Genomic DNA, 13,443 nt, shown 5'->3' on the forward strand with positions numbered 1-13,443 from the left:
AGATCGTCATGACTACTGGATGCGGATGTGGTGGCAATGGTGGCGGCGGCGGTTGCGGATCGTCGGCCAAGGAGCCGGTAATCGAGGTTCAGGCACCGCTGGAGGTTGAGCCCCAAGCGGCAGAGTTGATCGCCAGCAGTGAACAGGAATGGCCAATCGTCAGCGTCAACGGGGTGCCCGTCACCCCGGAGGCGATGGCTCAGGAACTGCAATATCATCCAGCGCAAAGCCGTGAAGAGGCGGTGTTCCTTGCCGCCCGGGCCCTGGTGATCCGCGAGCTGTTGCAGCAGCGGATTCGCGAACTGGGACTGCTGCTGGACGTGGGTGCCGGCGAGAACGAAGAGGAAGCGGCCACCCGTATGTTGCTGGAACAGGAGGTCAAGGTGCCCGATTGCGACGAGGCCACCTGCCTGCACTACTTTGAGAGCAATCGCGGGCGCTTTCACAGCGCGCCGTTGTTGGCGGTGCGGCATATCCTGCTGGAATGCGCGCCGGACGACGCCGAAGCGCGCCATTTGGCGCACTCCCAGGCCGAGGTGTTGTTGCTGAGCCTGGAAGCAGCCCCCGGCAGCTTTGCCGAACTGGCCCTCAAATATTCGGCCTGCCCATCAAAAGCTCAGGGTGGTTCGTTGGGCCAAGTCAGCAAGGGCCAGACTGTGCCGGAACTGGAGCGCCAGTTGTTCACCCTGGCGCCGGGCATCGCCAGCAAACCGCTGGAAAGTCGCTATGGCTGGCACGTCATCAGCGTCGACCAGCGCATCGAAGGCCAGCCGTTGCCTTACGAAGCGGTGGCGGTCGCTATTCGCACCCAACTGCAGCAAGGGGTGTGGCAGAAGGCGTTGGTGCAATACCTGCAAACCCTGATTGGTGCGGCGGATGTACGCGGTATCGCCTTGCAGGGCGCCGACTCTCCGTTGGTGCAGTGACATGAGCCTGGTGGATGGTGTGGGCCGCTCCATTGATTACCTGCGGTTGTCGGTGACTGACCGTTGTGATTTTCGCTGTGTGTATTGCATGGCGAAAAACATGACGTTCCTGCCGCGCCAGCAGGTACTGACCCTTGAGGAATTGCATCGGCTGGCGGCTCTGTTCGTCGGCCAGGGAGTACGCAAGATCCGCCTGACCGGTGGCGAACCGCTGATTCGACCGGGCATTGTCGAGCTGTGCCGCAACATCGCCGCCTTGCCCGGCCTGCGGGAACTGGTGATGACCAGCAACGGCTCGCAACTGGGGCGCCTGGCCCGGCCATTGGTGGAGGCCGGCGTCAAGCGCATGAACATCAGCCTCGATAGCCTGGATGAGGAGCGGTTTCGTGCGATCACCCGCAACGGCAACCTGCGGCAGGTGCTCGACGGTATTGAGGCCGCGCGGGATGCGGGGTTTGAGCGGGTCAAGCTCAACTGCGTGGTAATGAAAGGGCGCAACTTCGATGAAGTCCCGGCGCTGGTCCAGTACGCCATCGACCAGGGCATCGACATCAGTTTTATCGAAGAGATGCCGTTGGGGGATGTGGGGCGCTCAAGGGGTGAAACCTTTTGTGCCAGCGATGAAGTGCGGGCGCTGATCGCCACCCGGCATGAGCTTCTGGACAGCACCGAAAACAGCGGCGGTCCGGCGCGCTATGTGCGTTTGGCCCGGCATCCGCAGACGCGCATTGGCTTTATCTCGCCCAACTCCCATAACTTCTGCGCCAGCTGCAATCGGGTGCGGATGACGGTGGAAGGGCAGTTGCTGCTGTGTTTGGGGCAGGACAATGCGGTGGATTTTCGCGCTTTGGTGCGCAGGTACCCGCTGGATGATCGGCCGCTGGTTGAGGCGCTGCAGAAGGCGTTGAAGGGCAAGCCGTTGCGCCATGATTTTACGGGGGAGGGTGAGGTGCAGATTTTGCGGTTCATGAACATGAGTGGCGGGTGAGAACAATCATTCAATGCGCTTTTGAAAACTTGACGCTGGTCAATTGCAGCCAGTGCTTTTCTCCGTACTCTTACTGCATGTTGTGTCTTAAAGATTTAAAACACCTATATGTAGTGTCTGGAGTCTCCCAATGCATAGCACGCTGAGCCCCTTGGTCAGTAACCGGTTGCACAAACGCGATGGCAGCCTGGTTGCCTTTGATGCCGATAAAATCCGTCAGGCGCTGATTGCCGCCGGCAACGCCACCGGCGAGTACAGTGAGGCTGAGGTCGACCTGTTGCTCGGCTCCGTACTGGCCCGGCTGCGGGGGGTTACTCGCCTGGATGTTGAACAGGTCCAGGACAGCGTCGAACGGGTATTGATGGACGCCGGTTACTTCTTCTCCATGCGCGCCTACATCGTCTATCGCGAACAGCACGGCCGCCTGCGCCGGGATCGCAAGACCCTGGTGGAAGTCGCAACCTCGATGAACGAGTACCTGGACCGCGACGACTGGCGAGTCCAGGCCAATGCCAACCAGGGCTATTCCCTCGGTGGGCTGGTGCTCAATGTGTCGGGCAAGGTCACCGCCAATTATTGGCTGGACGAGGTCTATAGCGAAGCCATCGGCCGCGCCCACCGCGAGGCGGACTTGCATATCCATGACCTGGACATGCTCGCCGGTTATTGCGCCGGCTGGTCCCTGCGCACCTTGTTGCATGAAGGCCTCAATGGCGTCCCTGGTCGGGTTGAAGCAGGTCCCCCCAAGCATTTGAGCAGCGCCCTGGGGCAGATGGTCAACTTCCTTGGCACCCTGCAAAACGAGTGGGCCGGCGCCCAGGCGTTCAGCTCCTTCGATACCTACCTGGCGCCTTATGTGCGCAAGGATCAACTGAGCTACCCCGAGATCCGACAGGCGTTGCAGGAATTTATCTACAACCTCAACGTGCCGTCGCGCTGGGGTACCCAGACACCGTTTACCAACCTGACCTTCGACTGGGTGTGCCCGGAAGACTTGCGTGAACAGATCCCGATCATCGGCGGCGAAGAAATGCCTTTTGCCTATGGCGACCTGCAGGCCGAGATGGAGCTGATCAACCGCGCCTACATTGAAGTGATGCAGGAGGGCGATGTGAAAGGCCGGGTGTTTACCTTCCCGATTCCCACCTACAACATCACCCACGATTTCCCCTGGGACAGCGAAAATGCTGACCTGCTGTTCGAGATGACCGCCCGTTACGGCCTGCCGTATTTCCAGAACTTCCTCAATTCCGATATGCAACCCAATCAGGTGCGCTCCATGTGCTGCCGCCTGCAACTGGACGTGCGCGAGCTGCTCAAGCGCGGCGGTGGCCTGTTCGGTTCGGCGGAGCAGACCGGCTCGCTGGGGGTGGTGACCATCAACTGCGCACGCCTGGGGTATCTGTTCAAGGGCGATACCAGCGGCCTGTTGCAACGCCTCGACACCCTGATGGAATGGGCGATGGAGAGTCTGGAGGTCAAGCGCAAGGTTATCCAGCGTCACATGGACGCCGGGCTCTATCCCTATACCAAGCGTTACCTGGGCACCTTGCGCAATCACTTCTCCACCATCGGTCTCAATGGCATGCACGAGATGTTGCGCAATTTCAGCGGCGACGAGCAGGGCACGCACACTGAACAGGGCCGCCAGTTTGCCCTGAAACTGCTGGACCATGTGCGGGCCACGCTGCTGCGCTTCCAGGAAGAAACCGGCCACCTCTATAACCTCGAAGCCACGCCGGCCGAAGGCACTACTTACCGATTTGCCAAGGAAGACCTCAAGCGCTACCCGGACATTCTCCAGGCCGGCAGCCTCGATGCGCCTTACTACACCAACTCCTCGCAGTTACCAGTGGGCTATACCGAAGACCCCTTCGAAGCCCTGGAGCTGCAGGACGAACTGCAATGTAAATACACTGGCGGCACCGTGTTGCACCTGTACATGGCCGAGCGGATTTCCTCCACGCAGGCCTGCAAACAACTGGTGCGCAAGGCTCTGGAGCGATTCCGCCTGCCGTACCTGACGGTGACGCCGACCTTCTCGATTTGCCCGGTCCACGGCTACCTCGATGGCGAACATGAATTCTGTCCCAAGTGCGACGAAGTCTTGCTGCTGCGCGAGCAGCAACAGGGCGCGGTGCATTGACTATCGGTTTTCCATCCCCCCTAGGAGTAACACCACCATGAGTACCACCAAGGCATCGCCCGTTCTAGAACGTCAACGTTGTGAAGTCTGGACCCGGGTCATGGGTTATCACCGTCCGGTCTCGGCCTTCAACCCTGGCAAACAGTCCGAACACCGTGAGCGTGCGCACTTCACGGAAAGCGCGGCTGCGGCCGGGCACAAATGAGTCGAGCCCTACGGGTCGGGGGCCTTGTGCCCCTGACCACCCTCGACTACCCCGGCATGCTCGCTTGCGTGCTGTTCTGCCAGGGCTGTGCCTGGCGCTGTCGCTATTGCCATAACCCGGACCTGATTCCCCCACGCGGTAGCGAAGAGGTGGATTGGCGCCGGGTATTGTTGTTTCTGCAACGGCGCCAGGACCTGCTGGACGCCGTGGTGTTCAGCGGCGGCGAGCCAACCTTGCAGGAAGGCCTGCCGGGGGCGATGGATGAAGTGCGCGAGATGGGCTTTCGTATTGGCCTGCACAGTGCCGGGATCAAGCCTGCCGGGTTTGCCAATGCGTTGGTCCATGCTGATTGGGTGGGTTTCGACGTCAAGGCCCTGGCCGAGGATTGCCAATTGATCACCCAGGTCAAGGGCAGCGGCGCCGCCAACTGGCGCAGCCTGGACATGTTGCTCCGCAGCGGCGTGGACTACGAATGCCGCACCACGGTGCATTGGCACCTGATCGATCCGCAGCGTTTGTTGCTGTTGGCCCAGCGTTTACAGGAGCGTGGCGTCAAGCGCTTCGCCGTGCAACTGGTGCGTACCGCCAGAATGCTCGATGAACAATTGCCGAGCGTTTCGGCACAGGCCTTGCTACCTGAATTATGGGAAAAAATGCGCGAGCTGTTTCCGGCATTTGTTTTACGGGGCTGATCCCGTTCGCGGACCCCCTTCAAGCGTGGTGATTGACCTCCCACAGGATTTTCAAAGGTGCTGCCTCTTGGGCAGGTATTCATCAGGGAGCTTATGACATGACTCGACTAACCACCGCCCGACGCATCGCCGTCGGTTTTGCCATTGCCCCGCTGGCACTCGCCGGCATGGTTTTTTACGCACTCGACAACCTGGCCACCCTCAAGGAGCAATCGGTGCTGATCGTCCAGCAGGACTGGCCGAAAATCGCCCCGCTGATGGTCATCGCCACGGGTGTGCGTGATAACGGCCGCAGCACCCGTGACTTGCTGATCGACCAGGACAATCAACAGGCCCAGCAAGCTATCGCCACCACCCGACAGCGCATCACTGACGCGCTCACCACCCTGGAGCCGCTGTTCTATGCGCCCGAAGGCAAGGCCGCCTTTGCCGCCTTGAAAACCCATCGTGAAGCCTACGTGGCAGCCTTCACTCAGGTGCAAGCGCTGATCCGCCAGGGGGCACTGGAAGAGGGGCTGGTGCAGCTCAAGCAAAAGGTGATGCCAGCGGAGCAGGAGGTGTTCAAGAACCTGGATGCCTTGATGGCCCTGCAAGGACGGATCTTCGCTGAGCGTGAACAGGCGGCGCAGTCCTTGTACAGCGAGGCACGACGCAACATGCTCGGGCTATTCCTGTTGTGCCTGGCCCTGGTAGCGGCGGCGGCAGTGATTGTCACCCGCAGCGTCACCCGCCCCCTGGGTGGTGAGCCCGATGAGGCGGCGCGAGTCTTGAGCCAGATCGCCCAGGGCGACTTGACCACCGAGGTTGCGCTCGGCGCGAGCCTGGAGGGCAGCGTGATGATGAACATGCATCAAATGCAGCAGAGCCTCAACGAAATGGTCCGGCAGATCGCCGTTTCGGTGGACCATGTTGCCAGTTCGTCCGAGGAACTGAGCGCGGTCAGCAGCCAGACGAGCAGCAGCTTGCAGTTGCAGGGGATGGAGATTGAACAGGCGGCTACGGCGGTCAACGAGATGACTGCTGCCGTGGATGAAGTGGCGCGCAATGCAGTGAGCACCAGCGAGGCTTCGCGGCTGTCGGCGCAAACGGCCCAGCGTGGCCGTGATCAGGTCCAGGAAACAGTGGCCTCGATCAACACATTGGCCGAGGGCGTGACCGATACGTCGGTGCGCATCCAGCAACTGGCCGGGCGCGTGCAGGACATCAGTGGTGTGCTGGAAGTGATCCGCAGCATTGCCGACCAGACCAATCTGCTGGCCCTCAACGCGGCGATCGAAGCGGCCCGGGCCGGTGATGCCGGGCGCGGGTTTGCGGTAGTGGCGGATGAAGTGCGGGCGTTGGCCCATCGCACCCAGGCCTCGACCCAGGAGATTGAGCAGATGATTGGCAATATCCGCCAGGATACCGAACAGGCGGTGACGGCGATGCAGGGCAGTAGCCAGTTGGTGCAAGCGACGTTGGGCGTGGCGCAACGTTCGGGTGAGGCGCTGGAAGAAATCACCCGCTCCATTTCCCAGATCAATGAACGCAACCTGATGATCGCCAGCGCGACGGAGGAGCAGGCGTTGGTGGCGCGGGAGGTGGATCGCAACCTGGTGGGGATTCGTAATTTGTCGGAGCAGGTGTTGCTGGGGGCTCGGCATACGGATACGGCGGGGCAGGAGCTGGCGCAGATGGCCGGGGATTTGCACCAGACAGTGGCGCGGTTTCGCGTTTGACGTTGTGGGTTTACTGAGTACATATCCGTTGTTGCACGGTTCTGCATCAAACGTTCAACGCCAGCGATGGCCCTATTCCTAGGGCCATCGGCGGCACCATCACGGCATTTCAGGCAGTTCGTTGGGGCGCAGGTCAAACACCAGCACCTCGGCGTTTTCGCCGTGGCTCAGGTGGACTTCCCGCTCATTACGAACGCGTGCACCGTCGCCTTCCTGCAACCGCTGGCCGTTGACCTCAACGCTACCCCGCGCCACATGGACGTAGACGTAACGCTCCGGTGCCAGGGCCAGGGTGGTCGCTTCATTGCCATCGAATAGCCCGGCATAGACCCGCGCATCCTGGCGTACGTTGAGCGAACCCTCGGCGCCGTCAGGGGAGATGATCAACTGCAGGCGCCCACGTTTCTGCGCCTCGCTGAAATGCTCCTGCTGATAGCGCGGCTCAGCACCCCCCACGTTCGGCACGATCCAGATTTGCAGAAAGTGCACGCCGCGGGTCTGGCTGTGGTTGAACTCACTGTGGGCCACGCCGCTGCCGGCGCTCATCAACTGCACATCGCCAGGGCGTATTACCGAACCGGTGCCCAGGGTGTCCTTGTGTTCCAGGGCGCCTTCGAGCACATAGGAGAAAATCTCCATGTCCCGGTGCGGATGCTGGCCGAAACCCTTGCCTGCGGCTACCCGATCGTCGTTGATCACCAGCAGGTCGGAAAAGCCCTGCTCCTTGGGGTTCCAGTAGTTGGCGAACGAAAAGGTGTGGAACGACTTCAACCAACCGTGGTTGGCGGCGCCGCGTTCGTGAGCGTTGCGAAGGGTCAGCATGGGGTCTTCTCCTCAAGAGGAGCGAGGCTGCGAAATTGCAGGGCTCCAGGGTTGAGAAGAAGATTAATGGTTATGCATGGATTCATTAAGAAGCTGAAAATTGAATAACTGTCTCTTTCAAGTTGACAGTTTATGCCCCTCGCCGGCGGGTCCGAGCACATATGAAATCTGCACTATCCTGAGGTGGTGCCTGTATCCAAGCTGACGATTACGCCATGTCATCGGGTTGACCCCTTCGCTGCGGCTGAATATGTGACAAAAGTGAGCCTGGTCGCAGAAGCCACATTCCTGGCTGATTTGCGTCAGGTTCAAGCCCGAAGCGGCAATCAGCACCTTGGCCCGCTTGATGCGCTGTTGGCGAATCCATTCACGGGGCGCCAAGCCCGTGGCGCACTTGAAGGCGCGGGAGAAATGACTTCTGGACAGCGCACAGGCACGGGCCAGTTCCGTCAGGTCCAGGTTTTGCGTGAGGTTGGCGAGGATCAATTGCTTGACCATGCGCTCGCGGCGGGCGCACAGCGCTCCGGTCTCTGTGGTTGCGCTCATCGGCAGAGGGCTACCGTCCTTGGGTAAAACGCATTGCTCTGGTCGGGCCATGAGTCAGTATCCGTGGTCGATGGGATCTTGCTTAAACACCTGTTCCGGTGAGTGAAAGCCCAGTGTAGACCGCAGCAGCGATCTTCCGTGCGCAGCACATACATACAATTTTTCGTCATAAAGCCATTGCACACTGGCACATCGTTCAAGCATCCAGGGGAGGGGCCAATGGACCCAGCATTGCAAGCGACACCTGTGTCGGACGAAGTTGTGACCCTGGTGGTCAAGCACCGCATCAAGCCAGGTCGCGAGGCCGACTATGAAGCCTGGTTGCGGCGCATCGTGCGCATCGCCGGTGAGCGCGCCGGCCACCTCGGTGTTGATGTGGTACGTGGCAAACAGGGCGGCCTGGCGCTGTTCACCTGTGTACTGCGCTACCGCTCCACCGCTGACCTGGAACTCTGGCTGGACTCCCCGCAACGCCAGGAGCTGATCAACGAAGCCACGCCGATGCTGGCCGACGGCGACCAGACCGAAGTTGGCGCAGTCAATGAATTCTGGTTCTCGCCCCTGTCCGACAGTGCTGCCAAGCCGCCGCGCTGCAAGCAAGCGGTGGTCACGCTATTGGTGATCCTGCCGCTGACCTTGGTGATCCCGTTGCTTTGGGGGCCGGTGCTGCGCCTCCATCCGTTTTTATCCAACTACCTGGTCGCCACCTTCCTGGTCACCCTGACCATCGTCCTGCTGGTGGTCTATTTGTTGATGCCGGCGGCGACCCGCCTGTTCGCCCCCTGGCTTGAAGCCTCTGTAAAGGAAACCCTATGAACGCCGACCTGATTCTGTTCAATGGCCAATTCCACACCGTGGACCGTGAAAGCCCGCGGGCCACGGCGGTCGCCATCAGCCAGGGGCGCTTTGTCGCCGTGGGCACTGACGGCGAGGCCATGGCCCTGCGTGGCAGTGGCACGCAAGTCATCGACCTCAAGGGCCGCACCGTCATCCCCGGTCTCAACGACTCGCACCTGCACCTGATCCGTGGTGGCCTGAATTACAACCTTGAACTGCGCTGGGAAGGCGTGCCGTCCCTGGCCGATGCCCTGCGCATGCTCAAGGACCAGGCCGACCGCACGCCCACGCCGCAATGGGTGCGGGTGGTGGGCGGCTGGAACGAATTCCAGTTCGCCGAAAAACGCATGCCCACCCTGGAAGAACTCAACCAGGCCGCCCCCGACACCCCCGTATTCGTGCTCCACCTGTACGACCGCGCCTTGCTCAACCGCGCCGCCCTGCGCGTGGCGGGCTACACCAAGGACACGCCGAACCCGCCCGGCGGCGAGATTGTCCGCGACAGCAACGGCAACCCCACGGGCATGCTGGTGGCGCGGCCCAACGCGATGATTCTTTATTCGACCTTGGCCAAGGGGCCGAAACTGCCCCTGGAATACCAGGTCAACTCCACCCGCCAGTTCATGCGTGAACTCAACCGCCTCGGCCTGACCAGTGCCATCGACGCCGGTGGTGGTTTCCAGAACTACCCCGATGACTACGCGGTGATCGAGCAGTTGGCCAGGGATGAACAGTTGACGGTGCGCATCGCCTACAACCTGTTCACCCAAAAGCCCAAGGAAGAACTCAGCGACTTCAAGCACTGGAGCGCCAGCGTCGCCCTGCACCAGGGCGACGACTATCTGCGCCACAACGGTGCCGGCGAGATGCTGGTGTTCTCGGCGGCAGACTTCGAAGACTTCCTCGAACCACGCCCGGACCTGCCGCTGACCATCGAGCAGGAACTGGAACCGGTGGTGCGCCATCTGGTGGAGCAGCGCTGGCCGTTTCGCCTGCATGCGACCTACGATGAGTCGATCTCGCGGATGCTCGACGTGTTCGAAAAGGTCAATCGGGACATCCCGTTCAATGGACTGCCGTGGTTCTTCGACCACGCCGAAACCATCACCCCGAAAAACATCGAGCGTGTACGGACGTTGGGCGGCGGTATTGCGATCCAGGACCGCATGGCATTTCAGGGCGAGTACTTTGTCGAACGTTACGGCGCCAAGGCTGCCGAGGCGACGCCGCCGATCAAGCGCATGCTCGCCGAAGGCGTGCCGGTAGGCGCCGGTACCGACGCCACGCGGGTGTCGAGCTACAACCCCTGGACCTCGCTGTACTGGATGGTGAGCGGTCGCACTGTCGGTGGCCTGGAGCTGCACGCCGAAGGCCTGCCGCGCCTCACCGCACTGGAACTGTTTACCCACGGCAGCGCCTGGTTCTCGTCCGAGCAAGGTAAGAAGGGCCAGATCAAGGTCGGGCAACTGGCGGATGTGGCTGCGTTGTCGGCGGATTTTTTCAGTGTCGACGAAGAAGCCATCAAGTGGATCGAGTCGGTACTGACCGTGGTCGGTGGCAAGGTGGTCTACGGTGCCGGCGATTTTGAAGACGTCGCACCGCCCAGCGTACCGGTGTTGCCGGACTGGTCGCCAGTGGTCAAGGTCCCGGGCCATTGGCGACCGACCTCATCGTTGCAGGCCCAGGTCCACCAATGTAGCGGCCCGTGTGCGGTGCACTCCCACAGCCATGAACGGGCACGGCTTTCAAAAGTGCCAGTCAGCGACTTCCAGGGGTTCTGGGGCGCGTTTGGCTGCTCGTGTTTTGCTTTCTAAATAAACAACCCCAAAGGAGCTACCCATGACTTACAAACGCTTGAACAAAGACGACGCAGTGGTCCTGTTGGTGGATCACCAGACCGGCCTGATCTCCCTGGTGCAGGATTTCTCCCCCAACGAATTCAAGAACAACGTTCTGGCCCTGGCCGACGTGGCCAAGTTCTTCAAGCTGCCCACCATCCTCACCACCAGCTTCGAAAACGGCCCCAACGGCCCGATGGTGCCCGAGTTGAAAGAGCTGTTCCCGGATGCGCCGTACATCCCGCGTCCCGGCCAGATCAATGCCTGGGACAACGAAGACTTCGTCAAGGCGGTGAAAGCCACCGGCCGCAAGCAACTGATCATCGCCGGTGTGGTAACCGACGTGTGCGTGACCTTCCCGACCCTGTCGGCGCTGGCTGAAGGCTTTGAAGTATTTGTGGTCACCGATGCCTCGGGCACCTTCAACGAAACCGTGCAACAGGCGGCCTGGGCGCGCATGGCGGCGGCCGGTGCACAACTGGTGAACTGGTTCTCGGTGGCCTGCGAGCTGCAAGTGGACTGGCGCAACGATATGGAAGGCCTGGCCAACCTGCTGTCGCCGCGCATTCCCAACTACCGCAACTTGATGAACAGTTACTCGGTGTTGACGGCCAACAAGTAAGCCCTGCCGCCCCTCTGTAGGGGCGAGCTTGTTGTGGCGAGCGGGCTTGCCCCGCGTTGGGCTGCGCCGCAGCCCCATAACTGACGCTGGTGTTCTTTGGGAAACACCGCGATCATTTCGCTGGGGTTGCTGCGCAGCCCAACGCGGGGCCAGCCCCCTCGCCACACTATTCACCGAGAAGTGCCAATGAACCCCTTCGAAGACATGCGCATCTTTTGCCAGGTCATGGACTCCGGCAGTTTCACCGCCGCCGCCGAGCAATTGGGCTTATCCAAACAATTCGTCAGCCGCCGCCTGATTCAGCTCGAAGAACGCCTGGGGGTGCGCTTGCTCAATCGCTCCACCCGCCGCCTGGATGTCACGCCCCTGGGCCAGAGTTACTACGAATCCGCCTTGCGCCTGCTTAGTGAAGTCGAGCAAGTGGAGCAGGGCATCGCCGGGCAGAACAACGAACCTCGTGGCACCTTGCGCCTGAGTGCGCCGTTGTCATTTGCCATGGCCCATCTGAGCAGCCTGTTGCCGCTGTTTTTGCAGCGTCATCCCCACGTGTCGGTGGAAGTGGATTTGAGCGACCGGCCGGTGGATGTGATCAGTGAAGGCTACGACCTGGTGCTGCGCATCGGCACCCTGGAAGACTCGACCCTGATTGCCCGCCGCATCGCCAGCGTCCAGCGTGTTTACTGCGCCAGTCCCGACTATTTGGCCCTGCGCGGCACGCCCCTCAACCCCGAAGACCTGACCGGCCACCAATGCCTGCCCTACGGCCACGGCCGCCAGGTGCAATGGCGCTTCCAGGCCAAGGGCAAGCCACAGACACTCAACGTCAACGGGCGCCTGCGTGGCAACAATGGCGAGTTACTGCGCGAAGCCGCCATCGCCGGGTTAGGCATCACCTACCTGCCGACTTTCATTGTTGACGAGGCCTTGCAGGACGGTCGTCTGCAAACGGTGTTGGACGATTTCGCACCCGAACCCCTGACCTTGTCGGCGGTATACCCTCAGCATCGCCAACGCTCGCGGCCGGTGCAAGCGCTGATCGAGTTTTTGCGGGAACAGTTGGCTAGCGGCTGCTGAACAACTGTCGGATCAGGTTGGGCGTGCTGCCGGTCCAGCGCTTGAACGAACGACGAAAGTTCGCTGCATCGTTGAAGTTCAAATACGCCGCCACTTCATCGTTGCTCAGGCCTTTGACCTGATAAAGGTGCAGCGCCACGGACTTGCGTACTCGGTCCACCTGTTGCTGAAAACCGGTGTCGTGTTTATGCAGCTTGCGTTTGAGTGTGGCCGGGCTCATGGCGAAGGCCTGGGCCGCCTGTTCCAGGCTCGGCGGCTGGCGCACGTGGGTGTGCAGGTAGTCGTAGAGGCAGTCGAGAAAGCTGGCTTCAAACCCCAATTGTTCAATCTGTTCCCGGGCTTGCTGGCGGGCGACCTGACCGGCAGTGGCCGAAGCACCGGGCCAGGCTTGGGTCAGAAACTCCCGCTTGATGCGCATCATATCCAGCGGGCGCTGGAAGCGCGTCTGCTCCCCCAAGTGTACCCAATACTGTTCGACGTAACGCGGCTCGGCATGGCTGAAACTGCACTCCCACGGCAGGCGTCGGCCGCTGAGCCATTGGCTCATGGCGATCAGTGACGTCATGCTGGCTTCCAGCAAAAAACGCCAGTGCTCGCCGGCCCCGCAACTGTCCAGCCAGTACACGTAGGCGTGGTGCTCATCGAGCACCAATTGCGGCGTTACCAGCGGGCTGAGCAGCACCTGCTGCTGCACCAGTGTGTCGAGGGCCTGATGCAAGTTTTGCGCGTGGCCCAGGGCATGGCTGGCCGCGCCGTAATGTCCGGGTAACAGCCGTTGGCCGAACAGGAAGCTACTGTCATCGGCATCCAGCAGGCGCCTGCTGTTGCCGATCAGGGCAAAAAACTGCTGGGGGCTCAGGCGTGTGTCGCCTGCCAGGATGTCGTCGTGAAACAGCCCGGTACCCCGCAACAGGCGATGGCTGTCGATATCCCTGGACAGCGCCAGATCGATCAGGGTCGCCGGTTGATAGTGCCCGGCAATGAAGCGGCTATCGGCTTCGTACCACCTGGTTTTCAGGGTCATGGTTG

General features: G+C 61.2%; 13 protein-coding genes. 10 read left to right on the forward strand and 3 right to left on the reverse strand.

What is annotated here, in order from left to right:
- The first annotated feature begins 8 nt into the window (after window positions 1-8).
- From FQ182_RS27875 to FQ182_RS27900, 6 genes are all read left to right on the forward strand, one after another.
- Window positions 9-926 carry a peptidylprolyl isomerase gene (locus tag FQ182_RS27875; RefSeq protein ID WP_149412436.1) on the forward strand — a complete coding sequence of 306 codons (918 nt, stop codon included), beginning with the start codon at window positions 9-11 and terminating at the stop codon, window positions 924-926.
- Window position 927: 1 nt separating this feature from the next.
- Window positions 928-1,914 (forward strand): GTP 3',8-cyclase MoaA, encoded by a 987-nt coding sequence (gene moaA / locus FQ182_RS27880; RefSeq protein ID WP_149412435.1) that lies wholly within the window; start codon window positions 928-930, stop codon window positions 1,912-1,914.
- A gap of 130 nt (window positions 1,915-2,044) precedes the next feature.
- A complete protein-coding gene (locus FQ182_RS27885; RefSeq protein WP_149412434.1) occupies window positions 2,045-4,060 on the forward strand; it encodes a ribonucleoside triphosphate reductase in 2,016 nt (671 codons plus the stop codon).
- Window positions 4,061-4,097: 37 nt separating this feature from the next.
- Window positions 4,098-4,265 (forward strand): anaerobic ribonucleoside-triphosphate reductase, encoded by a 168-nt coding sequence (gene nrdD / locus FQ182_RS27890; RefSeq protein WP_133100985.1) that lies wholly within the window; start codon window positions 4,098-4,100, stop codon window positions 4,263-4,265.
- Window positions 4,262-4,957 carry an anaerobic ribonucleoside-triphosphate reductase activating protein gene (locus tag FQ182_RS27895; RefSeq protein WP_149412433.1) on the forward strand — a complete coding sequence of 232 codons (696 nt, stop codon included), beginning with the start codon at window positions 4,262-4,264 and terminating at the stop codon, window positions 4,955-4,957. Before nrdD ends, FQ182_RS27895 begins: the two co-directional genes overlap by 4 nt.
- A gap of 98 nt (window positions 4,958-5,055) precedes the next feature.
- Window positions 5,056-6,675, forward strand: a complete 1,620-nt coding sequence (locus FQ182_RS27900; RefSeq protein WP_149412432.1) for a methyl-accepting chemotaxis protein — start codon at window positions 5,056-5,058, stop codon at window positions 6,673-6,675.
- A gap of 99 nt (window positions 6,676-6,774) precedes the next feature.
- On the opposite strand, the gene FQ182_RS27905 is transcribed toward FQ182_RS27900, so the two are convergent.
- Together FQ182_RS27905 and FQ182_RS27910 are read right to left on the reverse strand one after the other, a co-directional pair.
- Complete coding sequence (locus FQ182_RS27905; RefSeq protein ID WP_149412431.1) at window positions 6,775-7,497, reverse strand: pirin family protein; 723 nt, start codon at window positions 7,495-7,497, stop codon at window positions 6,775-6,777.
- A 117-nt stretch (window positions 7,498-7,614) separates the two neighbouring features.
- Window positions 7,615-8,043, reverse strand: coding sequence for a helix-turn-helix domain-containing protein (locus FQ182_RS27910; protein ID WP_371923920.1), 429 nt, complete (start codon window positions 8,041-8,043; stop codon window positions 7,615-7,617).
- Window positions 8,044-8,262: 219 nt separating this feature from the next.
- Here FQ182_RS27910 and FQ182_RS27915 point away from each other — a divergent pair, with 219 nt between their 5' ends.
- The 4 genes from FQ182_RS27915 to FQ182_RS27930 all read left to right on the forward strand — a co-directional run bounded on the left by FQ182_RS27915 (window position 8,263) and on the right by FQ182_RS27930 (window position 12,414).
- Window positions 8,263-8,859, forward strand: coding sequence for an antibiotic biosynthesis monooxygenase (locus FQ182_RS27915; protein ID WP_149412429.1), 597 nt, complete (start codon window positions 8,263-8,265; stop codon window positions 8,857-8,859).
- Window positions 8,856-10,694 carry an amidohydrolase gene (locus tag FQ182_RS27920; RefSeq protein WP_149412428.1) on the forward strand — a complete coding sequence of 613 codons (1,839 nt, stop codon included), beginning with the start codon at window positions 8,856-8,858 and terminating at the stop codon, window positions 10,692-10,694. The genes FQ182_RS27915 and FQ182_RS27920 overlap by 4 nt, the downstream gene beginning before the upstream one ends.
- Before the next feature lie 25 nt (window positions 10,695-10,719).
- A complete protein-coding gene (ycaC, locus tag FQ182_RS27925) occupies window positions 10,720-11,340 on the forward strand; it encodes an isochorismate family cysteine hydrolase YcaC (RefSeq protein ID WP_149412427.1) in 621 nt (206 codons plus the stop codon).
- Between the two features lie 186 nt (window positions 11,341-11,526).
- Window positions 11,527-12,414 (forward strand): LysR family transcriptional regulator, encoded by an 888-nt coding sequence (locus FQ182_RS27930; RefSeq protein WP_149412426.1) that lies wholly within the window; start codon window positions 11,527-11,529, stop codon window positions 12,412-12,414.
- Here the strand turns inward: FQ182_RS27930 and FQ182_RS27935 are convergent.
- On the reverse strand, window positions 12,401-13,438 hold the full coding sequence (locus FQ182_RS27935; protein ID WP_149412425.1) for an AraC family transcriptional regulator: 1,038 nt from the start codon (window positions 13,436-13,438) through the stop codon (window positions 12,401-12,403). The two genes, FQ182_RS27930 and FQ182_RS27935, sit on opposite strands and share 14 nt — an antisense overlap.
- Between the last annotated feature and the right edge of the window lie 5 nt (window positions 13,439-13,443).

The organism is Pseudomonas sp. ANT_H4, assembly GCF_008369295.1.
Taxonomy (GTDB): domain Bacteria; phylum Pseudomonadota; class Gammaproteobacteria; order Pseudomonadales; family Pseudomonadaceae; genus Aquipseudomonas.